At 62.0% G+C, this 26673-nt stretch carries 26 protein-coding genes; 7 read left to right on the forward strand and 19 right to left on the reverse strand.

What is annotated here, in order from left to right:
- Nucleotides 1-106: 106 nt before the first annotated feature.
- From HB675_RS10085 to exbB, 7 genes are all read right to left on the reverse strand, one after another.
- Nucleotides 107-1765 (reverse strand): Na/Pi cotransporter family protein, encoded by a 1659-nt coding sequence (locus tag HB675_RS10085; protein ID WP_213878160.1) that lies wholly within the window; start codon nucleotides 1763-1765, stop codon nucleotides 107-109.
- Nucleotides 1766-2020: 255 nt separating this feature from the next.
- Entirely contained in the window at nucleotides 2021-3421 is a 1401-nt protein-coding gene (locus HB675_RS10090) for an aminoacyl-tRNA deacylase and HDOD domain-containing protein (RefSeq protein ID WP_213878161.1), read from the reverse strand.
- Between the two features lie 77 nt (nucleotides 3422-3498).
- Nucleotides 3499-5574, reverse strand: coding sequence for an ATP-dependent DNA helicase RecG (gene recG / locus HB675_RS10095; protein ID WP_213878162.1), 2076 nt, complete (start codon nucleotides 5572-5574; stop codon nucleotides 3499-3501).
- Nucleotides 5571-6506: a hydrogen peroxide-inducible genes activator gene (locus HB675_RS10100; protein ID WP_213878163.1), complete on the reverse strand. Its 936-nt coding sequence runs from the start codon at nucleotides 6504-6506 to the stop codon at nucleotides 5571-5573. Before HB675_RS10100 ends, recG begins: the two co-directional genes overlap by 4 nt.
- 101 nt (nucleotides 6507-6607) lie before the next feature.
- The gene (locus HB675_RS10105; protein ID WP_213878164.1) at nucleotides 6608-7354 is read right to left on the reverse strand and encodes an energy transducer TonB; all 747 of its coding nucleotides are present in this window, start codon (nucleotides 7352-7354) and stop codon (nucleotides 6608-6610) included.
- Nucleotides 7351-7776, reverse strand: a complete 426-nt coding sequence (gene exbD / locus HB675_RS10110) for a TonB system transport protein ExbD (RefSeq protein ID WP_213878165.1) — start codon at nucleotides 7774-7776, stop codon at nucleotides 7351-7353. The genes HB675_RS10105 and exbD overlap by 4 nt, the downstream gene beginning before the upstream one ends.
- A 3-nt stretch (nucleotides 7777-7779) precedes the next feature.
- The gene (gene exbB / locus HB675_RS10115) at nucleotides 7780-8685 is read right to left on the reverse strand and encodes a tonB-system energizer ExbB (protein WP_213878166.1); all 906 of its coding nucleotides are present in this window, start codon (nucleotides 8683-8685) and stop codon (nucleotides 7780-7782) included.
- Nucleotides 8686-8870: 185 nt separating this feature from the next.
- On the opposite strand from exbB, the gene HB675_RS10120 reads away from it, so the two are divergent.
- Nucleotides 8871-9725: an NAD-dependent epimerase/dehydratase family protein gene (locus tag HB675_RS10120; protein ID WP_213878167.1), complete on the forward strand. Its 855-nt coding sequence runs from the start codon at nucleotides 8871-8873 to the stop codon at nucleotides 9723-9725.
- Between the two features lie 88 nt (nucleotides 9726-9813).
- On the opposite strand, the gene HB675_RS10125 is transcribed toward HB675_RS10120, so the two are convergent.
- From HB675_RS10125 to HB675_RS10150, 6 genes are all read right to left on the reverse strand, one after another.
- Nucleotides 9814-10548: a hypothetical protein gene (locus tag HB675_RS10125; protein WP_213878168.1), complete on the reverse strand. Its 735-nt coding sequence runs from the start codon at nucleotides 10546-10548 to the stop codon at nucleotides 9814-9816.
- A 58-nt stretch (nucleotides 10549-10606) separates the two neighbouring features.
- Complete coding sequence (locus HB675_RS10130; RefSeq protein ID WP_213878169.1) at nucleotides 10607-10987, reverse strand: RidA family protein; 381 nt, start codon at nucleotides 10985-10987, stop codon at nucleotides 10607-10609.
- 28 nt (nucleotides 10988-11015) lie between these two features.
- Nucleotides 11016-13124: a bifunctional GTP diphosphokinase/guanosine-3',5'-bis pyrophosphate 3'-pyrophosphohydrolase gene (gene spoT / locus HB675_RS10135; RefSeq protein WP_213878170.1), complete on the reverse strand. Its 2109-nt coding sequence runs from the start codon at nucleotides 13122-13124 to the stop codon at nucleotides 11016-11018.
- Nucleotides 13125-13184: 60 nt separating this feature from the next.
- Complete coding sequence (rpoZ, locus tag HB675_RS10140; RefSeq protein ID WP_010447888.1) at nucleotides 13185-13448, reverse strand: DNA-directed RNA polymerase subunit omega; 264 nt, start codon at nucleotides 13446-13448, stop codon at nucleotides 13185-13187.
- Nucleotides 13449-13581: 133 nt separating this feature from the next.
- Nucleotides 13582-14202 carry a guanylate kinase gene (gmk, locus tag HB675_RS10145; RefSeq protein WP_213878171.1) on the reverse strand — a complete coding sequence of 207 codons (621 nt, stop codon included), beginning with the start codon at nucleotides 14200-14202 and terminating at the stop codon, nucleotides 13582-13584.
- A gap of 13 nt (nucleotides 14203-14215) precedes the next feature.
- Nucleotides 14216-15079, reverse strand: coding sequence for a YicC/YloC family endoribonuclease (locus HB675_RS10150; protein WP_213878172.1), 864 nt, complete (start codon nucleotides 15077-15079; stop codon nucleotides 14216-14218).
- A 191-nt stretch (nucleotides 15080-15270) separates the two neighbouring features.
- Between HB675_RS10150 and rph the strand changes: the two genes are divergently transcribed.
- Complete coding sequence (gene rph / locus HB675_RS10155; protein ID WP_213878173.1) at nucleotides 15271-15993, forward strand: ribonuclease PH; 723 nt, start codon at nucleotides 15271-15273, stop codon at nucleotides 15991-15993.
- Nucleotides 15994-16054: 61 nt separating this feature from the next.
- On the opposite strand, the gene HB675_RS10160 is transcribed toward rph, so the two are convergent.
- Nucleotides 16055-16834, reverse strand: coding sequence for an exodeoxyribonuclease III (locus HB675_RS10160; protein WP_213878174.1), 780 nt, complete (start codon nucleotides 16832-16834; stop codon nucleotides 16055-16057).
- An 83-nt stretch (nucleotides 16835-16917) separates the two neighbouring features.
- Between HB675_RS10160 and pyrE the strand changes: the two genes are divergently transcribed.
- Nucleotides 16918-17559 (forward strand): orotate phosphoribosyltransferase, encoded by a 642-nt coding sequence (pyrE, locus tag HB675_RS10165; protein ID WP_213878175.1) that lies wholly within the window; start codon nucleotides 16918-16920, stop codon nucleotides 17557-17559.
- Between the two features lie 15 nt (nucleotides 17560-17574).
- The gene (locus tag HB675_RS10170) at nucleotides 17575-18177 is read left to right on the forward strand and encodes a DUF4124 domain-containing protein (RefSeq protein WP_213878316.1); all 603 of its coding nucleotides are present in this window, start codon (nucleotides 17575-17577) and stop codon (nucleotides 18175-18177) included.
- Between the two features lie 40 nt (nucleotides 18178-18217).
- Here the strand turns inward: HB675_RS10170 and argB are convergent, their stop codons facing one another.
- The 4 genes from argB to coaBC all read right to left on the reverse strand — a co-directional run bounded on the left by argB (nucleotide 18218) and on the right by coaBC (nucleotide 23473).
- Nucleotides 18218-19123: an acetylglutamate kinase gene (gene argB / locus HB675_RS10175; RefSeq protein WP_213878176.1), complete on the reverse strand. Its 906-nt coding sequence runs from the start codon at nucleotides 19121-19123 to the stop codon at nucleotides 18218-18220.
- 15 nt (nucleotides 19124-19138) lie between these two features.
- Nucleotides 19139-20506 carry a phosphomannomutase/phosphoglucomutase gene (locus HB675_RS10180; RefSeq protein WP_345945762.1) on the reverse strand — a complete coding sequence of 456 codons (1368 nt, stop codon included), beginning with the start codon at nucleotides 20504-20506 and terminating at the stop codon, nucleotides 19139-19141.
- Nucleotides 20507-21800: 1294 nt separating this feature from the next.
- Complete coding sequence (gene dut / locus HB675_RS10185; RefSeq protein WP_213878177.1) at nucleotides 21801-22256, reverse strand: dUTP diphosphatase; 456 nt, start codon at nucleotides 22254-22256, stop codon at nucleotides 21801-21803.
- Nucleotides 22257-22264: 8 nt separating this feature from the next.
- Nucleotides 22265-23473 carry a bifunctional phosphopantothenoylcysteine decarboxylase/phosphopantothenate--cysteine ligase CoaBC gene (coaBC, locus tag HB675_RS10190; protein ID WP_213878178.1) on the reverse strand — a complete coding sequence of 403 codons (1209 nt, stop codon included), beginning with the start codon at nucleotides 23471-23473 and terminating at the stop codon, nucleotides 22265-22267.
- Nucleotides 23474-23607: 134 nt separating this feature from the next.
- On the opposite strand from coaBC, the gene radC reads away from it, so the two are divergent.
- Nucleotides 23608-24282, forward strand: a complete 675-nt coding sequence (gene radC, locus HB675_RS10195; protein ID WP_213878179.1) for a DNA repair protein RadC — start codon at nucleotides 23608-23610, stop codon at nucleotides 24280-24282.
- A gap of 9 nt (nucleotides 24283-24291) precedes the next feature.
- Here the strand turns inward: radC and HB675_RS10200 are convergent, their stop codons facing one another.
- On the reverse strand, nucleotides 24292-25881 hold the full coding sequence (locus HB675_RS10200) for an ABC transporter substrate-binding protein (RefSeq protein ID WP_213878180.1): 1590 nt from the start codon (nucleotides 25879-25881) through the stop codon (nucleotides 24292-24294).
- A 373-nt stretch (nucleotides 25882-26254) separates the two neighbouring features.
- Here HB675_RS10200 and rpmB point away from each other — a divergent pair, with 373 nt between their 5' ends.
- The gene (gene rpmB / locus HB675_RS10205; protein ID WP_011064219.1) at nucleotides 26255-26491 is read left to right on the forward strand and encodes a 50S ribosomal protein L28; all 237 of its coding nucleotides are present in this window, start codon (nucleotides 26255-26257) and stop codon (nucleotides 26489-26491) included.
- A gap of 11 nt (nucleotides 26492-26502) precedes the next feature.
- A complete protein-coding gene (gene rpmG / locus HB675_RS10210; RefSeq protein WP_003177274.1) occupies nucleotides 26503-26658 on the forward strand; it encodes a 50S ribosomal protein L33 in 156 nt (51 codons plus the stop codon).
- Nucleotides 26659-26673: the final 15 nt, after the last annotated feature.

Consider the following 26673-nt stretch of genomic DNA (forward strand, 5'->3'; position numbering starts at 1 on the left):
GTTCAGCCACAGCCAGGTGGGCGCTTTCAACAGATCAGCCATCAGTCAATCGTGTCCATTCAAGTCCGCCAGGTCCGAGCAACAGACTGCCGACCTGCCTGGATGTTCAAGCCGGCGGCGTATCTTGCTCCGCAGTGTCGCTCAGGGCGCCGGTTTCGGTATTTTCCAGCACAACATAGGCGCTGCCGCAGAATAGCGAATTCAGGCGCTTCATGTCGGCAATCAGCTCCAGATGCAGCGAACTGGTTTCCAGGCTCTGCACCACCTTGCGTTGCAGACGGCTGACGTGGGCATGGGCCAGGCGCCGTTCCTGGGCGCGAAACTTGCGTTTCTCCTTGAGCAATTGGCGTGCGCTTTCCGGATCACCGCTGAGGAACACCGACAGGCCCAGGCGCAGGTTGGCCATCAATTGCGTCTGCAACCCGGCCAGCTCTTCCAGGCCGACCTCGGAGAACGAGCGGCGCTGGGCAGTCTTTTGCTGCTGAACCTTGCGCAGCATGCGCTCGATCAGATCGCTGGCCAGGTTCAGGTTGATGGCCAGTTCGATGATTTCGGCCCAGCGGCGGCTGTCCTGCTCGCCGAGGTCTTCGCGGGGCATCTGTGCCAGATAGAGTTTGATGGCGTTGTACAGCGCTTCGATCTCGTCGTTCTGGGTGCGGACTTCCTGGGTCACGGTGGTCTGCTGGCCCCGCAGCACGTTGAGCATGGCATTGAGCAGGCTGTCCACCAGGTCGCCGATGCGCAAGGTTTCACGCACGGCATTGGACAGCGCCAGGCTGGGTGTGGACAGCGCGGTCAGGTCCAGATGGCGCGGGCCGCCGGTGCCGTTGGCCTGGGGCTTTTGCGGCAGCAGCCAGGCGCAGAGCCTGGCCATGTAGCCGGTGCTGGGCAGTAGGATCAGGCAGCGCAGGCTGTTGTAGGCCACATGAAAACCGATGACCAGACCCTGCACATTGCTGTATTGCAGGCTGTCCATCCAGCGCGCCAGGGGTTCGAGCACCGGCACGATGAGCAGCAGGCCGATCAGCTTGTAGAGCAGGCTGCCCAACGCGACTTGGCGCCCGGCGGTGTTTTGCATGCTGGTGGAAAGAAACGCCAGCAGGCCGCTGCCGATGTTGGCGCCGATCACCAGGCCGATGGCCACCGGCAGGCTGATCACCCCGGATTCGGCCAGGGTAGCGGTGAGCAGCACGGCCGCGAGGCTTGAATAGGAGACCATGGCGAAGATCGCGCCGATCAGCGCGTCCAGCAGGATATCGCCGGTGAGGGACGCGAACAGAACCTTCACCCCTTGCGCGTGGGTGATCGGTGTCGCCGCCTCGACGATCAGCTGCAGCGCCAGCACGATCAGGCCCAGGCCGATGCCCACGCGGCCCAACTGCCCCAGACGGGTCTGTTTGCGCGAGAGGAAAAAGATCACACCGAGGAATATCAGCAGCGGCGACAGCCATGACAGGTCGAAGGTCAGCACCCGCGACATCAAGGCCGTACCCACGTCGGCGCCGAGCATGATAGCCAGCGCAGGCATCAGCCCCATCAGCCCTTGACCGACAAACGAGGTGGTAAGCATGGCGGTGGCGTTGCTGCTCTGCACCACGGCGGTCACGAGAATACCGGCGAGGAACGCCAGCGGGCGTTTCGACATGTTCTGGCTGAGCAGCTGCCGTAGCTGGCTGCCGTAGACCCGGAGTATCCCGGTGCGAACGATGTGAGTGCCCCAGATCAGCAGGGCGACGGCAGACAAGAGATTCAGCAGGGTAAGCATGACACGGCCCCCTGTAAGCGTCCGGTCTTGGACGCTGGCGTATGTCTTTGTTACTTAAGCTGTAGTTGTCCTAAGCACGAAACGCCAGCATCGCACAGGCAATCGTTTTTTTGAAACAAAACTGTCATGAAAGTGTATTGACGGTCAGACCCCTGCCCGTTGGGTACAGTAGGGTTTGAAACGTGTGCGCAGGAAGACGTAGCCCGCGACCGGCAGCACACCGGTCATCCGGGTAAGCCGATCGCAGGTCGGGCATTACTCCTGGTTGAACTGCGCCGCCAACTCCCGCAGCAGGGCCTCGGCATCGAGCACCTTGGTCACCACGTCCTCGGCTTTTTCCCGGGTCAGACCCAGGCGCTCCAACAGTTCGTCCGGAATCGGCTCTTCGGCCCCGGCGCCGACACCGCGGCTGCGCAACAGGCGCACCGCCAGGCAAACCAGGTTCGGATATTGCGAGTATTCGCCGGCATAGTGCGGGTCGTGTTGGAACCGCAGCGCGGTGGCCAGCTCTTCGGGCATGTCCCAGTAGCGCATCAACCAAGAACCCATCTGCTCGCGGGTAATGCCCAGCAGGTGCTGTTCGACGTAGCCGTGGTTCAGGTGGGGGTTGACCTCCAGATGACGGCAGATCAGCGAGAAGTGCGGTGGAAAAACGTGTGCCAGCAGCAGATAGCCAAAATTGTGCAGCAGACCGGCCAGATAGGTCAGCCCCGCTTCCGGGCGTTCCGCACGAGGAATGGCGCGGGTCAGGCCCTCGATGACGGCAGCCGTGTAGATGGACTGGTGCCAGTACGGCGTAGCCTGTTGCGGGTGATCCTTGGGCAGGCTAAGGGTCTTGCCCAGGGCCAGCCCCAGCGCCAGGTTGATGACCAGATCGAAGCCGAGAATGCGCACGATGGCATCTTCCACCGAACGGATCTTGCCAGGCGACGCGTAGTACGGTGAGGCAGCCCAGCTGACCACTTGCGCAGCCAGGGCTGGGTCCGTCTCGACCACGCCGGTGATGTCATCGATGGTGGCGTTGGGATCGACCCGCAGCTTGATGATCTTCTGCGCGGTTTCCGCCAGTGGCGGGATCTCGATGGTGGCCTCAAGGCGTTGCTGGATGCGCCGTGCGGTGAACGCCTGGACGGCCTGGGTGATTTCCTTGCGGTCATCATCCGGGCGGGTCAGGTTGGGTTCGATCAAGGTCAGCGGCGAGCCGAAATTGCCGGCGCTGGCCTTGAGCAGCATCTTCTTGAAGTCTTCGCTGGTCAGTTCCAGCAGCAGGCCCGGTTGACCTGAGGCGACCAGCAGCAGCGGTTCGTTCAGCAGGCGCTCGTCGTAGAGGCATGGCGAGCTGCTCAGGACCGGCAGGCCGGGCAGCGAGGTCAGGTCATGCTTGGCCAGCAGTTTGCCCAGCCTGTCCAACGGAACGGCGGTCAGCTTGCGGCCAGTCAATTCCGCGAGGCGGTTGAGGTCCAGCAGCTGACTTTGTGCAAACAACACCATCAGGGTGCCGACGGCATCGCCCAGCAGGACGGTCTGGACCTTTTGCGACGCAACCGTGGCCTGATGTTCAGGGACCTCGCGGTAGCGAATGCCCAGCTTGGCAAGCAGCAGCTGGATGGCAGACGGGGCGTGCAGAGCAGCAGTGTCCAGAGCAACTTCAGTCATGATCCGTGTCCAATTTCCTACAATCGAAACAGTATACCCAGCTTGCATTCAGCCAGATCCAGTAGATCAAAGTCTATTCAAACTTGGCCATATTGCTGGCCATGTCGCAACCAACGTTCCAGCAGTGGCGTCACATGCTGTGGCCAGCGGGCCAGCAGTGCTTGGGCAGCGTCGCGGACCGCCGGCAGCAGGTCGGCGTCGCGCATCAGGTCTGCGACCTTGAACTGTAGCAAACCTGTCTGGCGCGTACCCAGCATCTCACCGGGACCGCGAAGTTGCAGGTCTTTTTCGGCGATAACGAAGCCGTCGTTGGTTTCCCGCATGATACCCAGCCGCTCGCGGCCGATCTGTGACAGGGGCGGGTGATAAAGCAGCACGCAGTGGCTGGCCGCGCTGCCTCGGCCGACCCGGCCGCGCAGCTGATGCAACTGGGCCAGGCCCAGGCGTTCGGGGTTTTCGATGATCATCAGGCTGGAGTTTGGCACGTCCACGCCGACCTCGATCACCGTGGTTGCCACCAGCAGTTGCAGGTTGCCCTGCTTGAACTCGGCCATCACTGCGGCCTTCTCCGCGGACTTCATACGGCCATGGATCAAACCCACCCGCAATTCGCCCAAGGCGCTGCTCAAGTCTTCATAGGTGCTTTGCGCCGCCTGGCAGGTCAGCTCCTCGGACTCTTCGATCAGTGTGCACACCCAGTAGGCCTGGCGACCTTCGGCGCAGGCCGCGCGCACCCGTTCGATGACCTCGATACGCCGGCTGTCGACCACCAGCACGGTATTGACCGGCGTTCGGCCAGGGGGCAGTTCGTCGAGGATGGACGTGTCGAGGTCGGCGTAGGCGCTCATGGCCAGAGTGCGCGGGATAGGCGTGGCGGTCATGATCAACTGATGCGGGCACTGGGTGCCGCCGACGCCTTTCTGGCGCAGTGCCAGCCGCTGTTGCACGCCGAATCGATGCTGTTCGTCGATGATCACCAGCGCCAGGCGCTTGTACTGTACTTCGGGCTGAAAGAGCGCATGGGTACCGACCACCATGGGCGCGCCGTTGGCAATCTGCTCCAGCGCCGTGACCCGCGCCTTGCCTTTGAGCTTGCCGGCCAGCCAGGCGGTCTCGATACCCAAGGGCTCGAGCCAGCGCTGGAACGTGATGAAATGCTGCTCGGCGAGAATTTCGGTCGGTGCCATCAAGGCCACTTGATAGCCCGCCTCCAGTGCCTGCAGGGCCGCCAGGGCGGCCACCACGGTCTTGCCGGCACCGACGTCGCCTTGCACCAGCCGCAGCATGGGCTCGGGCTGCGCCAGATCATAGGCAATTTCGTTACCGACTCGCTGTTGCGCACCCGTGGGGGCGAACTCGAGATTTTTCAGGTACTGCCCCGGCAGCACGCTGGCCTTGGGCAGGGCCGGCGCCCGCTGGCTGCGCAGGCTCTCGCGCAGGCGTTGCTGCGAAAGCTGGTGAGTGAGCAGCTCTTCAAAAGCCAGCCGATGCTGGGCCCAGTGATGGCCCACGGCGAGCTCTTCGAGATCAGCATCCGGTGGCGGGTTGTGCAGGTAACGGATGGCCTGGTCCAGCGGCGCCAGTTGGTAGTCGCGCGCCAACTCTTCAGGCAGCCAGTCGGGGAGGCTGCGCGGCCCCAGCAGGCTCAGGGCCTGCTGCGACAGCTGGCGCAGGCGTTGCTGGGTGAGGCCTTCGGTGGTGGGGTAGATCGGCGTCAGGTTCTGCTCCACCGGCACATCTTCATCGCCGGTCAGGGCGCGGTATTCCGGGTGGTAGATCTCCAGGCCCGAGGCCCCTGGCCGGGCTTCGCCATAGCAGCGTAGGTGGGTGCCGCGCTTGAGGGCTTCTTTCTGGGCGTTGCTGAAGTGATAGAAGCGCAGGCTCAAGGTGCCGGTGCCATCTCCCAGGCGCACCAGCAGGCTGCGGCGTTTGCCCATGGACACGTCGGCACCGCTGACTACGCCTTCGATGACCGCATCCTGGCCTGGGCGCAACTGACCGATGGGGACCACGCGGGTGCGATCCTGGTAGCGCAACGGCAAATGAAAGAGCACGTCCTGGAGGTTCTCCAGGCCCACCTTATGCAGCTTCTCGGCCATGGCCTCGCCCACGCCCTTGAGTGCGGTGACCGAGACTTGGGACAGTTCGGTCATGTCGCGACTTTGCTGGCCGCCGCTGCCGGCTTGGCCACCGAGCACAGGCGCACGGAGTCGGCGAGGATCTCGATCGCCTTGGGCCGTGGAAAGCTGGCGCGCCAGGCAATGGCCACGGTGCGAAACGGCGCCGGCGGGGTCAGCGGACGAACTTCGATAATGCCGGGAGCGTAGTGATGGCTGTCTACAGCCGAAAGCGGCAGGATCGACACCCCGAGGCCGGACGCCACCATGTGCCGGATGGTTTCCAGCGAACTGGACTCAACAGTGGTGTGGCGTGCGCCTTCGGTGCCCTTGACCAGCGTCGGGCAGGCTTCCAGGACCTGGTCGCGGAAGCAGTGACCTTCACCCAGCAGCAACAGGCTCTTGTCGTTGAGCAGGCCGGCGTCGATGGTATCTTTTTTCGTCCATGGATGGTCGGACGGCATCAGCACATAGAAGGGCTCGTCGTAGAGCGGCAGGGTCAACACGTCGGCTTCATTGAACGGCAGAGCAATGATCACGGCATCCAGCTCGCCGTTGCGCAGTTTGTCGCGCAGCACGTGAGTGAAGTTTTCTTCGATGTAGAGCGGCATCTGCGGAGCCACCCGGTGTAGCTGTGGAATCAGGTGCGGGAACAGGTAGGGACCGACGGTATAGATGGCTCCCAGCTTCAAGGGTGCGGTGAGCTGGTTCTTGCCGGCCTGGGCCAATTCGCGGATGCCCTGGGCTTGTTCCAGGACCTTTTGCGCCTGGGCGACGATGCCTTCGCCCACCGGCGTCAGACGCACCGCACTCTTGCTGCGCTCGAAGATCAGCACGCCCAGCTCGTCCTCGAGTTTCTTGACGCCAACCGACAGCGTGGGCTGGCTGACGTGACAGCGTTCAGCGGCATGGCCGAAGTGTTGCTCCTGGGCCAGGGTGACGATGTAGCGTAGTTCGGTGAGGGTCATAACGTGCGTCCATGGAATTGCCGCCCCAGCATAGCCGGTGCTATCGATAGACGCACGTTATCAACCTCCGGGTTTTTTGTCAGATTTCTGTCTGCTTGGCTTTATCGACCTTTGTTCAACGAGAACACGAACGGCGCGGTCAGCTGAATCGGCCCGTTCGCCACCAATTCCTTGGGCGGCGGCGGCAGCGGTTGAGCCCTGCGAATCATTTCCAGGGTCGCACGGTCCAGCGATGCGCTGCCGGATTCGCCGACGATTTCGAACGACAGGACATTGCCCTGCCCGTCGACGACGAATTTCAGCTTGACCGTACCTTCCAGACCGCGGCGCTTGGCGTCGTCCGGATAACGTTTGTACTGGGCCAAGTGACGCAGCAAGTCTGCTTCCCAGGACGGTTTGGCATCTGGATTGGAGGCGATGCTCGGCGCCGGAGCGGCCGATTTCACTGCGGGTGCTGGTGGAGCCGGCGGGGTATCCACGGGCTTCTCGGCCACTGGCTTGTCCTGCACCGGCTCCGGTTTTTTGTCGGGCTTGGGGGGCTGTGGTTTGGGCGGTTTGGGCTTGGGCTTGGGCAGGGCGATCGTCGGCTTCGGCGCCTCTGCCACTTTGGGCAGCGGCGGCTCTTCTACCGGAGCGGGCGGCGTCGGTGTCTGCACCACCTTGGGCGGAGGCGGGGGCGCGATTTCGGGCATGGGGGGCATTTCCACGATCATCGCTGCCGGGGGCAACTCCACCACCTGCGGTGCGCTGGTCCAGTGCAGGGCGATGGCGATGGCCACCCCGTGCACCGCCAGAACCACGGCCAGGCTGCTACCGTATCGCGTCAGTTTTTGGCGCGTGGTGGTCATTTTTTCCCAGCCGTCTCAAGTCCGACGAGGCCTACTTTGAGGTAACCGCTGGCGCGCAGCGCGTTCATCACATCCATGAGGTCGCCATAGTCCACGCCCTTGTCGGCCTGGAAGAAAATAGTCGTATCCTTATTGCCTTTGGTCTTGGCATCAAGCATCGGACCCAACTGGGCACGGTCGATCTTGTCGTCGCCCAGGTACAGGTCGAGGTCCGATTTGACGCTCAGGAACACCGGCTTTTCCGGTCGCGGCACCGGTTTGGCGGTGGAGGCCGGGAGGTCGACCTTGATGTCCACGGTGGCCAGCGGTGCGGCGATCATGAACACGATCAACAGCACCAGCATCACGTCGATAAACGGCGTGACGTTGATTTCGTGGTTCTCGACGAGGTCGTCACCACCTTCATTCAGATGCAGGCCCATGACTTAACCCACCTTCACCATTTGCGGTTGGCCGCTGCGCTCGGCGGGCTGGTGGTCCAGGTCGCGGCTGACCAGCAACAGCACTTGCGCCGAGGCATCCGAGACTTGTGCCTTGTAGCCGGCGATGGAGCGGGCGAAGACGTTGTAGATGACCACGGCGGGGATAGCCGCCACCAGACCCAGTGCGGTGGCCAGCAGGGCTTCGGCGATACCGGGGGCGACGACGGCGAGGTTGGTGGTCTGGGTCTTGGCGATGCCGATGAAGCTGTTCATGATGCCCCATACGGTACCGAACAGGCCTACGAAGGGCGCGGTAGAGCCGATGGTTGCCAGTACGCCAGTGCCGTTGCTCATGTTGCGACCGCACGCGGCCACCAGACGCTCCAAACGAAAGCTCACCCGCTCTTTGATGCCTTCACGTTCCCGGCTGTTGGCCGACAGGTGCATCTCTTCCAGGGCGTCGTGCACCAGCAGGTTGGCCAAGGTACCTTGGCGGCTGGCCGTTTCGGCGGCAGCCTTGAGGGTGGCGGCCTTTTTCAGCGCGGCGATTTCACCTTTGAGGCGACGCTTGGCCCCCAGCAGTTCGAAGCCTTTGGCGATCCAGATGGTCCAAGTGATAATCGAGGCAATCGCCAGACCGATCATCACCACCTTGACGACGATGTCGGCATGTTGGTACATGCCCCACGGCGACAGATCGTGACTCATGCTGGCCACTGGCTCGGCGGTCTCTACAGGGGCAGCAACGGGCGTCATGGCCGGAGCCTGTTCGACGGCGGCGGGCGCTGTGTTGGTGGCGGTCTCGTCGGCAAAGACAGCCGGCGCGATAGCCATGCTGAACAGCAAAACGGCCATGGCGCCCAAGGCGCGAGACCACAGAGACGATGCGTGAACGGAAGAGCGAATCATGCTGGCCGACCTGAACGTTAGAAGGGAAAATGTTCGCAGACCACCCGGTCAGGTGGAGAACTGATACCCGATATTATTGCAACTAATTCTTGTTAACAAAAGCAATAGCGTTCAGTTTTTTCGTTAATGACGAAATTTGTTCGTTTTTCAGTCTATTTCCGAATGCTAGTGAAAGGGGAAATTTCATGGCTCCGCGCATTGTAATTGTCGGCTGTGGTGATGTGGGCGGCCGTCTGGGCCAGTTGCTGCAGGCACAGGATTGGGCCGTCTGGGGTCTGCGCCGATCGGTGGCAAAATTGCCGGCAGGTTTCCATGCCATTGCCGCCGACCTTGGCCACGCTGCCTGCCCGCCGCAGTGGCCCACCGGGCCGGTGGATTATCTGGTGTATTGCGTGGCGGCGTCGCAGCACGACGAAGCGGGCTACCAGGCGGCTTATGTGCAGGGCTTGCAACATACCCTGGGCTGGTTGGAGGCCAATGCCCAGGCACCGCGGCGAATTCTGTTCGTCTCCAGTAGCAGCGTTTACGGCCAGGTCGAAGGCGAGTGGGTCGATGAAACCTCGGATGCCCAAGCGAGCGGTTTCTCCGGGCGATTGATGCTGGAGGCCGAGCGTCATCTGTTAAGCAGTGGTTTTGCCGCCAGTGTCGTGCGCCTGACCGGCATCTATGGTCCGGGGCGCGGGCGCTTTGTCGAGCAGGTTCGTCAGGGCTACCGGGTGGCCGAGCAGCCTCCGGTCTATGGCAACCGCATTCATGTGGACGATGCGGCGGGGTTGCTGGCGTTTCTGTTGCTGGCCGAGCGGGCGGGCGCGCCGCTGGAGGAATGCTACCTCGGTGTGGATGACGCCCCGGCACCGTTGTTCGAGGTGGTGGCCTGGTTGCGCGAGTATCTGGGCGTGACAGGATGGTCGGACACCGAAAGCGTGCGGCGTACCGGCAGTAAGCGGTGCAGCAATGCACGGGCACGGGCTTTGGGCTGGGTGCCGCAGTACCCAAGCTACCGCGAAGGCTACGCCGCTATGCTGAAAGCCACTTCGTAGGAGTGCGAAGCCCGCCATGAGCCTGCACAGAATAGGCGTCAGGCCCTATCGCGAGCTTCGCGTATTCCGGCAACCGGTGGGTAGTGGGTTACTTCTTGAGCAACCACCGCCGGGCGCCTGGATGCAGATCCGGCATCTCATCGGGCTTGGCCTGATTGACGGCTTCCAGGATATCCAGACTGTCCCCATCGCGCCGGAATATGTAGGCGTTGCCCTGCTGGTCCTTTTCCATCCACATACTGTCGAACTCACCGCTCATCGCCGCGCAATCCCCGGCCAGGCACAGCGCGTAGCGGTCCAGTCCATCGATGCCTTCCAGACGACCGTCAGGAGTGAAATGCACGACACCACCTTGGCCCGGGCCTTCGACGATCTTCCAGTTGCCGGCCAGATAGGCACCATAGAGTGCCTCCTCGAACGAAGTGCCCGGCGGCGCGTCGGCCGGTACGGCTTTCTTCGGTTTGACGAAGCTCTGCTGCGGTGTACTGTCGCTAGGGCTTTGCAGCAGCTGCCCACCCTTGGTTTCCAGGGCCTCGCTGTGGCTGCCATAGAAGTCCACGGTCCAGAAGCCCGGCTTGCTGGCAATCAGTTTACCTTCGCCTTGCTCAAAACCATTGCTGTAGCTGGCCTGGCCGGTTTTGGTGTCCAAGTGCCACTCGAGGTTGGGGCCGTTGGCCAAGAGGGCCTGACGCAAGCTGCCACCTTTGGCGGCGGCGTCGATGGCGTTCTGGTTGATCCAGATACCGCTGGGGTCGACGTTGTCATGGCTGGCGCATCCGCCGAGCAGTGCGGCAACCAGAGTAAAGGCGAGCGCGTGACGCATACGGGAGATCCTTGCGGGGCAGGGAGGGCGAGGCGCCAAGCGCCTCGCCGCAAGGGGATTACTCGATGACCAGGACGCCGTCGATTTCAACCTGGGCGCCGCGAGGCAGAGCGGCGACGCCGATGGCGGCACGGGCAGGGTAAGGCTGGTCGAAGTAACGGCCCATCACCTCGTTGACCTTGGCGAAGTGGCTCAGGTCGGTGAGAAAGATGTTCACCTTGACGAAGTCCTTGAACGAGCCGCCTGCCGCTTCGACCACGGCCTTGAGGTTCTCGAACACCTGGACTGTCTGGGCTTCGAAGCCCTCCACCAGATCCATGGTCTTGGGGTCCAGCGGAATCTGGCCGGACAGATAGACCGTGTTGCCGGCCTTGATCGCCTGCGAATAGGTACCGATGGCGGCAGGGGCCTTGTCGCTGGTGATTACGGTCTTGGTCATGAACAACTCCTGGAAAATTGATGGCCCGTCAGGCGCGCATGCGCGTGATGCGGATGACGCCAGTCAGGGCTCGCAGTTTCTTGATCACTCGGGCCAGGTGCACGCGGTCGTGCACGCTGACCACCAACTGGACGACGCTGATACGTCCATCGCGCTCGTCCATGCTGATTTTTTCAATGTTGCCATCGGCCGCGTTGACGCTGCTGGCCAGCAGGGCAATCAGCCCGCGCTGGTGTTCCAGCTCGACACGCAACTCGACATTGAATTCCCCGGTGACGTCCTTGGCCCAGGCCAATTGAATACACTTCTCCGGGTTGTGGCGAATTTCGCTGATGTTGCGGCAGTTCTCCAAGTGCACGACCATGCCTTTGCCGGCGGACAGATGGCCGACGATGGGGTCGCCAGGGATCGGCGTGCAGCATTTGGCATAGCTGAGCACGAGGCCTTCGGTACCGCGTATGGCCAGCGGACCCTCCGGGCCGGGCAACTGCTCGCCTTCACTGGCCAGCAAGCGGCGTGCCACCACATAGGCCATGCGGTTGCCCAGGCCGATGTCTTCGAGCAGGTCTTCGATCAATTCCAGGCGGTACTCTGCCAGCATGGCCTGCACGCGTTCGGCCGGTACTTTGTCCAGCGCGCTGTCGAAGCCATTGAGCACCTTGTTGAGCAGGCGTTCGCCCAGGCTGATGGATTCGGAACGGCGTTGCAGCTTCAGGGCGTGGCGGATGTGCGTGCGCGCCTTGCCGGTGACCACGAAGTTGAGCCACGCGGGGTTGGGTCGAGCACCCGGCGCACTGACGATTTCCACCGTAGAGCCACTCTGCAATGGCTCGGACAGGGGCGCCAGGCGTCGGTTGATGCGGCAGGCGATGCAGCTATTGCCCACATCGGTGTGCACCGCATAGGCAAAGTCCACGGCGGTGGAGCCTTTGGGCAGCTCCATGATCCGTCCTTTGGGCGTGAACACGTAGACCTCGTCCGGAAACAGGTCGATCTTCACGCTTTCGATGAATTCCAGCGAGTTGCCCGCGCGCTGCTGCATCTCCAGCACGCCCTTGACCCACTGCCTGGCGCGAGCGTGAGTGCCCTTGGGCTGGCTGTCGTCGGACGACTTGTAAAGCCAGTGCGCGGCAATACCGTTGTTGGCCATCTCTTCCATCTCGCGGGTGCGAATCTGGATCTCGATGGGCACGCCGTGCATGCCGAACAAAGTGGTGTGGAGCGACTGATAGCCGTTGGCCTTGGGTATCGCGATGTAATCCTTGAAGCGGCCGGGCAGGGGCTTGTACAAATTATGTACAGCGCCGAGCACGCGGTAGCAGGTGTCGACCTTGTCGACGACGATGCGAAAGGCGTAAACGTCCATGATCTCGTTGAAGGCACGACGCTTGCCGCGCATCTTCTTGTAGATGCCATAGATATGCTTTTGCCGGCCGCTGACATCGCCTTCGATACCGTCGATGGCCAGGCAATGGGCCAGCGATTGTTCGATCTTGTTGACGATTTCCTTGCGGTTGCCCCGGGCGCGTTTGACCGCCTGGTAGATGCGCGCCGAACGCATCGGGTACATGGCCTTGAACCCCAGGTCTTCGAATTCCACGCGCACGTTGTGCATGCCCAAGCGATTGGCGATGGGGGCGTAGATTTCCAGGGTTTCCTTGGCAATGCGTCGGCGCTTTTCGCCTGACAGTACTTCCAGGGTGCGCATGTTGTGCAGACGATCGGCGAGCTTGACCAGGATCACGCGAATGTCGCGAGCCATGGCCATGGCCATTTTCTGGAAGTTCTCGGCCTGGGCCTCGGCCTTGGTCTCGAAGTTCATCTGGGTCAGTTTGCTGACCCCGTCGACCAGCTCGGCCACGGTTTCACCGAACTGCGCGCTGAGCGCTTCCTTGGCGATGCCGGTGTCTTCGATCACATCATGGAGCATCGCGGCCATCAGGCTTTGATGGTCCATGTGCATGTCGGCAAGAATGCTTGCCACCGCCAGTGGATGGGTGACATAGGCTTCGCCGCTGCGCCGGCGTTGGCCGTCGTGGGCTTGCTCGGCGTAGAAATACGCTCGGCGTACCAGGTTGACCTGGTCAGCGCCGAGGTAGGTCGATAAGCGATCGGCGAGGGCGTCTATGCTTGGCATGGGGTTCCCCCCGGCCAAAGCCTTTTACCCTGCGCCGTGCCACGTCGACCAGGCATAGGCTCAAACGGCCTCGTTGGACTCGTCCTCGAACGCCGCAAACAAAGGTTCGTCTTCGACGATCTCTTCGTTGGCGATCATTTCGTAGCTCACCAGGCCCTCGGCGATTTCACGCAGAGCAACCACGGTAGGCTTGTCGTTTTCCCACGCCACTTTCGGCTCTTTACCGCCGGTCGCCAGCTGGCGAGCACGTTTGGTGGAGAGCATGACCAGCTCGAAACGGTTATCCACGTGTTCAAGGCAGTCTTCAACGGTTACGCGGGCCATGGTATTCCTCGTAGCAAATGCGGTATGCGCGCAGCCCGGATGGGCGAGCGGACTCGATAGTTTAAAAAATCACCAGCGAATAGGGAAGCTTTAGTTTTGCAGCAGGGCTTGGTCGCGATGCCGGCAACGCGATTCAAGCCAAGAGACTTGCCAGCAAGCTGCTGTGCCGCTCCTGCTGCTGCTTCTGCTGCAACCGATTGGCACGGAAAATCGCCTTCAAGTCTTCCAGCGCCGTGGCGAAATCGTCGTTGATCACCAGAAAATCGTATTCCACATAGTGGCTCATTTCGCTGACGGCCTCTTTCATGCGCCCGTCGATGATCTCGTCGCTGTCCTGGCCGCGATTATTCAGGCGGTGGCGCAGGGACTGCTGGCTGGGTGGCAGGATGTAGATCGAGCGGGCCGAAGGGATCAGCTTGCGCACTTGCTGCGCGCCTTGCCAGTCGATTTCGAGGATAAGGTCGTGGCCGTCATCCAGGGTTTGTTGCAAGGTGCTTTGCGAGGTGCCGTACAGGTTGCCGAAGACTTCGGCCTGCTCGAGAAAATCACCGTGCTCGATCATGCGCAGGAACTCGGCGCGGTCGACGAAGTGATAGTTCACGCCATCGACTTCGCCCGGACGCATGGCGCGAGTGGTGTGTGACACCGAAACGCGGATGCTGGGCTGGGCGTCGATCAGGGCCTTGACCAGGCTGGTCTTGCCGGCGCCGGAGGGCGCTGCGACGATATAAAGGGTGCCAGTGCTGTGGTTCATTGTCGGGGATGCCTTACTCAATATTCTGCACTTGTTCACGCATCTGCTCGATCAACACCTTGAGGTTGACCGCAGCCTGGGTGCTGCGCGGGTCGAAGGCTTTGGAGCCCAATGTGTTGGCTTCGCGGTTGAGTTCCTGCATGAGGAAATCCAGGCGGCGGCCGGCGGCGCCACCGGTCTTGAGCACTCGGCGCACCTCATTGATGTGGGTGGCCAGGCGGTCCAGTTCTTCCGCCACGTCGCTCTTTTGCGCCAGGAGCACCATTTCTTGCTCCAGCCGCTGCGGATCGAGTTCGGCGCGCATGTCGGCGAAGCGGTCCAGCACTTTCTGGCGCTGGGTAGCCAGCATCTGCGGCACCAAGGCGCGCAAGGTCACTACTTCGGCACTCATGGCGTCCAGGCGTTCGTCAATCAGTCGCCCCAGTTCAGCACCTTCGCGGTCGCGGCCCTTCTTCAGCTCCTTGAGCGCTTCGGCGAACAGGCCCGTGGCTTCATTGTTCAGCGCCTGTGGATCGCTGGCATCGCCGGTCAGCACGCCTGGCCAGGCCAGCACTTCCAGCGGATTGAGGGCGGCAGGCTGTTGAATCAGGCCGGCGACGAGTTCCGCCGCAGCCACCAGTTGCGCTGCACGCTCGCGGTCGACCTGCAGGGGTTTGCCCGAGCTTTCCTCGGTGAAGCGCAGCGTGCATTCGATCTTTCCGCGCGAGACCGCTTGGCGCAGAGCCTCGCGCACCGCGCCTTCCAGGTCACGAAAAGCCTCGGGCAAACGCAGGTGTGGCTCCAGGTAACGATGGTTGACCGAGCGCAGCTCCCAGCTCAGAGTGCCCTGTGCCACGGCCCGTTCGGCACGGGCGAAGGCGGTCATGCTGTGCACCATGGGGGAGTACCTCGCGCAAGGAATAAATGCCGGATGGCAGGGCGCAAGATTGTAGCGCACCGCGAGCGTGGCTCCCAATCGGCTGTTGAGTCCGGTCTGGCGCGGGCCGACCAGTGACCACGCAAACCGGGCAATAACTAGCTGCACGCCTTATAATGGTCGGCAGTTTTCCGCTCAGTACAGGTATTCAGATGAAACGTCCAAGTGGTCGCGCTGCCGATCAGCTCCGCTCGATCCGCATCACTCGCAACTACACCAAACATGCCGAAGGTTCGGTATTGGTGGAGTTCGGCGACACCAAAGTCATTTGTACAGTCAGCGTCGAAAACGGCGTACCGCGTTTTCTCAAGGGCCAGGGCCAAGGCTGGCTGACGGCCGAATATGGCATGTTGCCGCGTGCCACCGGCGAGCGTAACCAGCGCGAAGCCAGCCGCGGCAAGCAGGGCGGGCGTACCCTGGAAATCCAACGCCTGATCGGGCGTTCGCTGCGCGCCGCGCTGGACATGAGCAAGCTGGGTGATGTAACCCTCTACATCGATTGTGATGTGATTCAGGCCGACGGTGGCACTCGCACGGCGTCGATTACCGGTGCCATGGTAGCGCTGGTCGATGCACTGAAAGTGATCAAGAAGCGCGGCGGCCTGAAGTCTGGTGATCCGCTCAAGCAGATGATTGCCGCGGTGTCGGTGGGCATGTATCAGGGCGAACCGGTGCTGGACCTCGACTACCTGGAAGACTCCGCCGCCGAGACTGACCTGAACGTGGTCATGACCAGCGAAGGCGGTTTCATCGAAGTGCAGGGTACGGCCGAAGGCGCGCCATTCCAGCCTGCCGAGCTCAACGCCATGCTGGCATTGGCGCAGAAAGGCATGACCGAGTTGTTCGAGCTTCAGAAGGCCGCCCTGGCGGACTGATGTTCGTCCAGGCATAAAAAAACCGACCCCTGAGGTCGGTTTTTTTATGCTGGCAGAAACGTCAGATGGTCAGCGACCAATCGTAGTCGACGATCAACGGCGCATGCTGCGAAAAACGCGGCTGGCGCGGCAGGCGGGCGCTGCGGACAAAGCGGCGCAGGCCGGGCGTCAGCAGCTGATAATCGAACCGCCAGCCGAGATTGAGCATCTCGGCCTGTTCGTTATCTGGCCACCAGCTGTATTGATCGCCTTCGCGGCTGACTTCGCGCAAGGCATCCACGTAGCCCATGTTGCCGACTATCTCGTCCATCCAGGCCCGTTCCGGCGCCAGGAAGCCAGGCAACTGCTGGCTGTCACGCCAGTTCTTGATGTCGAGCTTCTGCTGCGCCACATAAAGCGAGCCGCAATAAATGTATTCACGGCGTTTGCGCCGCTGCTTGTCCAGGTACTTGGCGAAGTCGTCCATCAACTTGAATTTCTGATTCAAGTCTTCGTCGCCGTTCTGCCCGGAAGGCAACAGCAAGGTGGCAATACTGACTTTGTCGAAATCGGCTTGCAGGTAACGCCCGTAGCGGTCGGCTGTCTCGAAGCCCAGACCGCTGATAACCGCCTTGGGTTGCAACCGCGAGTAAAGTGCCACGCCGCCTTGGGCGGGAACTTCGGCATCGCAGGCGTAGAGGAAGTAACCGTCCAGTTGGAAGGCTGCATCGTCCAGTTCAAAGGCGGAGGCGCGAGTATCCTGCAGGCAGATGACGTCTGCATTCTGGGCTTGCAGCCAACTGAGCAACCCGCGCTCGACTGCAGCCTGAATGCCATTAACGTTCACACTGATGATCCGCATACATGGCCCCAAAAATCTCGTGCGTGTATGATACCCGAGCTCTACCTAATTAGCTAAATCCGTGGTATTCGAGACTTTTTTTCATGCAGGATTATCAGCGCGACTTCATTCGTTTCGCCATCGAACGCGGTGTACTGCGTTTTGGCGAGTTCACCCTGAAATCCGGGCGTACGAGTCCTTATTTCTTCAATGCCGGGCTCTTCAACAGCGGCACGGCACTGGCTCGACTGGGGCGGTATTATGCCGCAGCCATCGTTGACAGCGGCATGGCCTTCGACGTGTTGTTTGGTCCCGCCTACAAGGGTATTCCCCTGGCAGCGGCCACCGCTGTGCAGTTGGCCGAGCAGCATCAACTCGACGTGCCCTGGTGTTTCAACCGCAAGGAAGCCAAGGATCATGGCGAAGGCGGCAGCCTGGTCGGTTCGCCGCTGACTGGCAACGTGCTGATCATCGACGATGTGATCACTGCGGGCACGGCCATTCGCGAGGTGATGCAGATCATCAAGGCGCAGCAGGCCACGGCGGCGGGCGTGTTGATTGCATTGAATCGCCAGGAGCGCGGCAAGGGCGAGTTGTCGGCCATCCAGGAAGTGGAGCGCGACTTCAAGATTCCGGTGGTCAGTATCGTGTCCCTTGACCAGGTGCTGGAATACCTGGCCGATGACGACCAGCTCAAGCCGCACCTGCCAGCCGTTGAAGCCTACCGCGCTCAATACGGTATCTGACCCATGGCCCGCCGAATGCTCGCCACTGGCCTGTGCACGGCCCTGTTGCTGGCCGGTCTCTCGATCGGCGACGCGCAGGCGGGCGCGAAGGCCCCGGGCATGGTGTTGTATCGCTATGTCGACAGCCGCGGCGTCAAGGTACTGGACAGTCAGGGCGTCCCGGCCGAATACGCCGGCAAGGGCTATGAAGTGCTCAATCAGCAAGGCCGGGTGATCCAAGTGGTGGCGCCGGCCCTCACCCCCGAGCAGCTTCAGCAGAAGCGCGACGATCAGGCCAAGGCCGACGCTGATGCGCTGCTGGTCAAAAAATACCCAAACCTGACGGAAGTCGACCGGGCGCGCGAGCGCAAGATGGCCGAGCTGGATGCCAATATTTTGGTCGCAGGCAACAGCCAGCAGGCGCTGCTCTTGCAGCAGCAGACCCTGCAGAGCCAGGCGGCGGATCTGGAACGGTCCGGCAAACCGGTGCCTCAAGGCATGCTGGACGAGCTCAAGAGGATTCATGAGCAGCGCGATGGGCTGGAGCAGAAAGTCCGGGACTATCAGGCCCAGCGCGCCCAGGCGGACAAGGACTTTACGGCGTTGAAGGCTCGGCTGGCGCCTTTATTGGCGCCTTGATCGAGCGTCGCGATGACGCCATGAGCCTCACCCCAAACGTTCAATGCCGCTTGCGATTGGTGATCATGGTGCCCATGCCGATATCGGTAAAGATCTCCAGCAGCACCGCATTCGGTACCCGCCCGTCGATGATGTGCGAGCTGTTGACCCCGCCCTGTACCGCTTCCAGCGCGCAGCGGATCTTTGGCAGCATGCCGCCGTAGATGGTGCCGTCGGCGATCAGACCGTCGACCTGCTCGGTGGTCAGGCCGGTCAATACCGCGCCTTCCTTGTCCATCAACCCAGCGATGTTGGTCAGCAGGATCAGCTTCTCGGCTTTCAGTGCCTCGGCCACCTTGCCGGCCACCAGGTCGGCATTGATGTTGTAGGACTCGCCGTCAGGACCCACGCCAATAGGCGCGATGACCGGGATGAAGTCGCCTTTCACCAGCATGTTCAGCAGGTCGATATTGACCCCGGTCACTTCGCCGACCTGGCCGATGTCGATGATTTCCGGCTGCTTCATTTCCGGGGTTTGGCGCGTGGCGTGTAGTTTGCGTGCGCGAATCAGCTCCGCGTCCTTGCCGGTCAGGCCGATGGCGCTGCCGCCATGGCGGTTGATCAGGTTGACGATGTCTTTGTTGACCTGACCGCCGAGGACCATTTCCACCACGTCCATGGTCTGGGCATCGGTCACGCGCATGCCATCGATGAAATGGCTTTCGATGTTCAGGCGTTTGAGCAGGTCGCCGATCTGCGGGCCGCCGCCATGCACGACGACCGGGTTGATGCCCACCGCCTTCATCAGTACGACGTCACGGGCGAAGCCGGTCTTGAGCTCTTCACTCTCCATGGCATTGCCGCCGTATTTGATCACCAGCGTCTTGCCGACGAATCGGCGGATATAGGGCAACGCTTCAGACAGAACCTTGGCTACATTGGTGGCGGCATCGCGTTCGAGGGTCATGCGGGGCTCCGGAGGTCAAAACGGTAATTGGAGGTCGGGGGCGACAGCGTTCAGTTGCACCCGGAAAATCTGCTGGATGCGCTGCAGTTCTGCCTGGCTGTCCGCTTCGAAACGCAGCACCAGTACCGGCGTGGTGTTGGAGGCACGGACCAGGCCCCAGCCCGTTGGATAATCTATACGCAAGCCATCAATCGTTGCCAATTGTGCATCGCCCCAGTGGGCGTAACGTTCAAGGGCATTGATGATGGTGAATTTACGCTCTTCGGTCACCTGAATATTGATCTCGGGCGTCGAAATATCGTTCGGGAAGGTGGCAAACAGCTCGTCGCTGCTCAGTTTCTGCTGGCTGAGGATTTCCAGCAGTCGAGCAGCAGCATAGATGCCGTCGTCGAAACCAAACCAGCGCTCCTTGAAAAAGATGTGTCCGCTCATCTCGCCGCCCAGCAGCGCGCCGGTGGCTTTCATGTGTTTCTTGATCAGCGAGTGCCCGGTTTTCCACATCACCGGCCGGCCGCCATAGCTGTTGATCAGCGGCGTCAGGCAGCGGGTGCATTTGACGTCGAACACCACATCGGTGCCCGGGTTGCGTGACAGGGTGTCCTTGGCAAACAGCATCAGCAGGCGGTCGGCATAGATGATCGTGCCGGTGTTGGTCACGACGCCGACGCGGTCGCCATCACCGTCGAAGGCGACGCCCAGGTCCGCCCCGGTGGCCTTGACCTTGGCGATCAGGTCAGCAAGGTTTTCCGGTTTGCCAGGGTCGGGATGGTGATTGGGGAAGTGGCCATCCACGTCGCAGAACAACGGGATGACTTCGCAATCGAGGGCTTCGATCAGCCGCGGGGCAATGACGCCGGCCGCTCCGTTGCCACAATCCACTACCACTTTGAGGCGGCGGGCAAGGATGACGTCGCGGGTGATCTCCTGGTAATAGCGCTCCAGGATGTCCACCTGAGTAATGCTGCCAGCGGCGTGGGTCAGGTCGTTGTTCAGCAGGCGTTGGTGAAGGGCCAAGATCTGTTCGTTGGCCAAGGTGTCGCCGGCGATCATGATCTTGAAGCCGTTGTAGTCAGGCGGATTGTGACTGCCGGTCAGCATCACCCCGCTCTTGCCTGCCAGTACGTTGGCGGCGTAGTACAGCGCCGGCGTCGGTACCAGGCCGATGTCGGTGACATGGCAGCCGGCATCGGCCAGCCCTTGAATCAGTTGGCCCATCAGCGCCGGGCCAGACAATCGCCCGTCGCGGCCGACGGCAACGTTGGGCTCATGCTGCGCCAGGCTTTGGGCACCGACTGCACGGCCGATCCAGTACGCCGTCTCGGGCAGCAGGGTGGTGCCGACCACGCCACGGATGTCGTAGGCGCGGAAGATGCTCGCCGGGATCGCTGGCGGTGTCCGGGCCGCCTGCAGTGCAGGGGCGGGGTCGTCGAGATCGTCGAGGTCGAGGATGTCGTTGGTTTGAAACAGCGGGTCCGACAGCTCTTCATGTGCCAGGTTGAAGCGCGCCGGCCCGCTGCCAGGCTTGGCCTTGGGCATGCTGGCTACGCTGTCGGCAGCCGTCGGAATCCCGCGCAGGGAGAACCGCGCCAGGCTTACGGCCAACCCGTTCAGTGGCGCCAGGCTCAAGCTGAAGGCCTTGACCGCCTTGCCGCCCGACAGCTCCTGTATCAATTGTTCCAATTGCCGCGCGTCGGCACTGATCTGCTGGTTGAGGCGGTTGGCGGTCAGCTGCATCGCGGCCCACGCTGCAGCCAGTACGGCCAGTGCCGCCAGCACCATCATGGCGATGGACACCCACGGCATGCTCAATTGATAGGCTGCGCCTGGCGTGAAAGCCAAGGTCCAGTTGGCGTTGCCGGTTTCCAGGGGCAGGGCTGGCAGTGCGGCGGGCGTGCCGGCCTGGTACAGCACCTGGGCCGGCCCTTTGGCGAACTGTTGTTGCAGGGTCAGTTGCCCGGCCTCGGCCGGCATGGCGGCAAATGCATGCAGCAGGCGTTGCAGGTCGAAGGCCAGCAGCACGGTGCCGACGACAGTCTGATCCACCGGGTTGTGCACGCTCGCGACGCTGTACACCAGCCACCGCTGGCCGACCTGCACGGCCTCGGCTGGCGGATTTTCCCCGGCTTCGGCGCGACGCACCTGTTCAAGGGCGGAGAACGTCATGGGCGCGGTCAGCGCGCTGTTCTGCTCGGCTCGGCCGCGCAGGTTAAGGTGAGCATCGACCAGGCCGTCCCATACGTGCAGGGAGTCCTGAGCGGCTTGCAGCTGAGACGGGTCCTGGCTTTGCAAGGCCTTGACGACCTGCGGCGCACGGGCGGCCGCCTGGGTGTCGGCACTTAGTTGGCCAACGGCCTGGCGAAAACTGCTGCCTTGCCCGCTGGCCAGGTACTGCGCCAGTTGCCCGCGGTATTCCTTCTGGGACGGTGGCGGCAACCCGAGCCAGACCAGCGCGGCAGCGACCACCAGGCCTGCGAGGAGCACCAGCAGGCCGGAGCTGGCGACAGAGGACCCGGCGCTTGGCCCGGCAGGTTTGGCGGTCGAGGCTTCCTGCCCCGGTGTGCTTTTGCGAGTGAAACCTTTCACGTAACTTCTCCGTGTGGGTCCGCATGGGTCTGGTGCGAAAAGCTGACATCCTGAAGACGCTGGCGGGCGTCGACCGCCGTATTGGCCGGGCCGATCAGTGGCTGCCGGAGTGCCCGAACCCGCCTGTGCCGCGCTGGCTTTCGTCGAACTGCTCCACCAGCTCGAAGTGCGCCTGCACCACCGGCACGAGGACCAGTTGGGCAATGCGCTCGCCCACGGCCAGCTTGAACGCCGTTTGCCCGCGGTTCCAGCACGAGACCATCAGCTCGCCCTGGTAATCGGAGTCGATCAGGCCCACCAGATTGCCCAGCACGATGCCGTGTTTGTGGCCCAGGCCTGAGCGCGGCAAGATCAACGCCGCCAGCCCAGGGTCACCGATGTACACCGACAGGCCTGTAGGAATCAGCAGTGTCTGGCCGGGTTCCAGCACCGTGTCCTGTTGCAGCATCGCGCGCAGGTCAAGGCCAGCGGAGCCAGGAGTGGCGTAGGTTGGCAGGGGAAATTCGCTGCCGATGCGAGGATCGAGAATCTTGGCTTGTAAAGCGTGCATGAATAATTTCAGACCTGATTGAGGCGTTCTGCAATGAATGTGATCAGCTGGCGGGCAATCTTGCCCTTGCTGGTCTGGGCGAAGATCGTGGCATGCAGCTGTCGGTCGATGACGCTGCAGGCGTTGTCTTCGCTGTTGAAGCCGATACTGGGGTTGGCCACATCGTTGGCCACAATCAGATCGAGATTCTTGCCCTTCAGCTTGCGGGCCGCGTAATCGAGCAAATGCTCGGTTTCCGCAGCGAAGCCGACGCTGAAAGGACGATCCGAACGGGTGGCAATGGTCGCGAGAATATCTGGATTGCGGACCATTTGCAGCAAAAGGCCATCACCGCTCGACGGGTCTTTCTTGAGCTTTTGCGGGGCCACCACCTCAGGGCGGTAGTCGGCCACGGCCGCTGACGCGATGAATATGTCGCAGGGCATTGCTGCTTCGCACGCCCCCAGCATGTCGCGGGCGCTGACCACGTCGATTCGGGTGACCCGATCCGGCGTGGGCAAATGCACGGGGCCGGTGATCAAGGTGACCTTCGCGCCCGCTTCCACGGCCGCCTCGGCCAAGGCAAAACCCATCTTGCCGGAGCTGTGGTTGGTGATGTAACGCACAGGGTCAATGTTTTCCTGAGTCGGGCCGGCGGTGATCACCACGTGTTTGCCGGTAAGGGCCAGGTGCTGGAAGCACTCGGCGGCCATCAGGGCCAGTTCGGTGGGCTCGAGCATCCGCCCCAGGCCGATGTCGCCGCAGGCCTGGCTGCCGGCACCGGGGCCGAAGATCTTGAGGTCGCGCTGCTGCAGCAGTTCCAGGTTGGCCTGGGTGGCCGGGTCGCGCCACATCGCCTGATTCATGGCGGGGGCCAGGGCGACCGTGGCATCGGTGGCCAGTACCAGAGTGGTCAGCAGGTCGTTGGCCAGCCCCTGTGCCAGGCGGGCGATCAGGTCGGCGGTGGCGGGGGCGATCAGCACCAGATCGGCCCAGCGGGCCAGTTCGATGTGGCCCATGGCGGCCTCTGCTGCCGGGTCGAGCAGATCAAGGTGCACCGGGTGCCCGGACAGGGCCTGCATGGTCAGCGGCGTGATGAACTCGCTGCCACCACGGGTCATGACCACGCGCACTTCGGCGCCCTGTTCGAGGAGTCGGCGCACCAGCTCGGCACTCTTGTACGCCGCGATACCGCCGCCGACGCCAAGGACGATGCGTTTTCGATACAGCCGCTGCATAGGCCTGCCTTTTTATTCAGTTGGAGCGCGACGGCGAGGACGCCTCCCCAGGCCGGATCGCCGCGCAAAAAGATGGGCTAAGATAGCACCAGCGACCGTTAGGGAACAGCGGCGCCCACTCACATGGAGGTGCTATGAGTATTCGAGACTGGCCTGTGGCCGAACGTCCCCGCGAGAGGCTTTTGCAGTTGGGCGCCGGGGCGCTTTCCGATGCCGAATTGCTGGCGATCTTTCTGCGAACCGGAGTCAGTGGCCACAGTGCGGTGGATCTGGCGCGCCAACTGCTGAGCAGTTTTGGCTCGTTACGCGGTTTGCTGGAGGCCGATATCAAGGCCTTTAGTCAGCAGCCCGGGCTCGGTCCGGCCAAATATGCACAACTTCAGGCGGTACTCGAAATGAGTCGCCGTCACCTTGCCGAAGGCATGCGCCGCGGCAGTGCGCTGGAAAGCCCCGGCCAGGTCCGCAGCTACCTCAAGTCGATGCTGCGGCACGAACCGCATGAGGTGTTTAGTTGCCTGTTCCTTGACAGCAAGCACCGGGTGTTGTGCTACGAGGCGTTGTTCAGCGGCTCCATCGACAGTGCCGTCGTGTACACGCGCCAGGTGGTCAAGCGTGCCCTGGCCAATAACGCGGCGGCGCTGATCCTGTGCCATAACCATCCTTCCGGCGTGGCCGAGCCCAGCCAGGCCGATCGGCAGCTGACACACAGGCTGACCGAGGCGCTGGCGGTGATCGATGTGCGGGTGCTGGACCACATTATCGTGGGCGACGGGGAGCCGGTGTCGATGAAAGAGTATGGGTGGGTATGAGGCTCTGCGTCACTTCCCGACGGTCACATGAGAAAAATCCTGCCGCCCGAACGGGCTGACCTCATACCCCTGCACATTCTTGCGCGCCAGCACCGCCGCCGTCGGATGCGCCAATGGCAGCCACAAGGCCTGCTGCTCGATCAGCGTCTGGGCCTGGTGGTACAGCTTGCTGCGCGCAGCCTGGGTGGTGCCGGCCTTGCCATCGGTAATCAGCTTGTCCAGTGCCGGGTCGCAGTAGCGAGCGAAGTTGGTGCCGGACTTCACCGCCGCGCAGGAAAACTGCGGCGTGAGGAAGTTGTCGGGGTCGCCGTTGTCGCCGGCCCAGCCCATGAACAGCAGGTCATGCTCTCCCGCCTTGGCCCGGCGGATCAGCTCGCCCCACTCGATCACGCGAATCTCGGCCTTGATCCCCACCTTGGCCAGGTCGGCCTGGAGCATCTGTGCCCCCAGGCTCGGGTTGGGGTTAAGCAGGCTGCCCGAGGGGCGGGTCCAGATCGTGGTGCTGAAGCCGTCCTTCAGCCCGACCTTGGCCAACAGCGCCCTGGCTTTATCCGGGTCGTAGGCGTACCCCGGCAGATCCTTGGCAAAACTCCAGGTATTCGGTGGATACACACCCTTGGCAGGCTCGGCGGTACCCTCGAAGACGGATTTGAGGTAACTGGCCTTGTCGAACGCCAGATTGATGGCCTGGCGTACTTCGGGTTTGTCCAGCGGCGGGTGTTGGGTGTTGATGGCCACGAACGCCGTCATGAACGCGGGCGTCTTGATCGCCTTGATGTTGGCGTCATCCGCTGCCGCGGCGATGTCCAGAGGCTTGGGTGACAAGGCGATCTGGCACTCGTTGGTGCGCAGTTTTTGCAGGCGCACCGTGGGGTCGGTGGTGATCGCAAAGAGCAGCGGGTCGACAGTGGGCTTGCCGGCGAAATAATCCGGGTTGGCCTTGTAGCGCACCACGGCATCTTTCTGAAAGCGCACGAACACGAAGGGGCCGGTGCCGATGGGCTCGGCGTTCATTTTCTCGGGTGTGCCGGCCTTGAGCAGTTGGTCGGCGTATTCGGCCGAATAGATCGAGGCAAAGCCCATCGTCAGCGTGGCCAGGAATGTCGAGTCGGCATGGTCGAGGGTGAACCGCACCGTCAGCGGATCGGGGGTATCGATCTTCTTGATCAGGCTCGGCAGCCGCATGGACTGCGCATGGGGGAAGCCGCTCTGGGCGACCTTGTGCCATGGGTTGGTTGGGTCGAGCATGCGTTCGAAGGTGAACACTACGTCGCTGGCATCCAGAGTGCGGCTGGGGTGGAAATATTCGGTGGTGTGGAACTTGACATCCGGGTGGAGCTTGAACTCGTAGGTCAGCCCGTCGGCCGAGACGGTCCACTTGTCGGCCAGGCTGGGGACGACTTTGCCCTGGGCCACATTGAATTCCACCAAACGATTCATCAGCACATCGGCCGACGCGTTGGTGGTGGTCAGGGAGTTGTACTGCACCACGTCGAAGCCTTCCGGGCTAGCCTCGGTGCAGACCGTCAACGGCGCGGCGCTGGCCAGCGCACTGAGGAAAAGCGGGGCGAGCAAAAACGGCAAAGTAGCAAGACGCATAGGGAGGTTCCTTGGCTGTTCGAGGCCCATCTGCCGGCGCAGTCTGGTAACAATTCCTAACCCTAGAGCGCATTGAGGCAAATGACTATCCCCTTTTTCACAATTCGCACGACGAGTGGCGCAGCGGCCTGCTGCCCGGCCTGTCTGGGGCTGGTACACTGCTCGGCTAATCGCTGGGGGTTGAAAATACTCTGGCTGTTGTTGTGTGACGGTCTTTCTGGTATAAAGCAGCGCTCTTTTCTAGGGCCCGGTCTCTTCGCCTACGGGTGAAGCCGGTAAGACCCTGAAGAAACGCGGCGCCTTGCGCCAAATGACTGAGAGATAAGCGGCCAACCCATGCCGGGTTGGGCATGTGGTTTTAGAGGGCTGAGGCATGTCGAGAGTCTGTCAAGTTACCGGTAAGGGTCCGGTAACCGGGAATAACATTTCCCACGCAAACAACAAAACCCGTCGTCGTTTCCTGCCGAACCTGCAGCATCACCGCTTCTGGGTCGAGTCCGAGAAGCGTTTCGTACGCCTGCGCGTTTCCGCCAAGGGCATGCGTATCATCGACAAGCGCGGCATTGATGTCGTGCTGGCCGAAATCCGTCGCGATGGCGGCAAGGTTTAAGGAGCTAAGTCATGCGTGAATTGATTCGTTTGATCTCGAGCGCCGGTACTGGTCACTTCTACACTACCGACAAGAACAAGCGTACTACCCCGGACAAAATCGAGATCAAGAAATATGATCCGGTTGTTCGCAAGCACGTGATCTACAAGGAAGGCAAAATCAAGTAATTGATTTTGTTGGCC

It is taken from the genome of Pseudomonas sp. dw_358 (assembly GCF_018449655.1).
In the GTDB taxonomy this organism is placed as follows: domain Bacteria; phylum Pseudomonadota; class Gammaproteobacteria; order Pseudomonadales; family Pseudomonadaceae; genus Aquipseudomonas.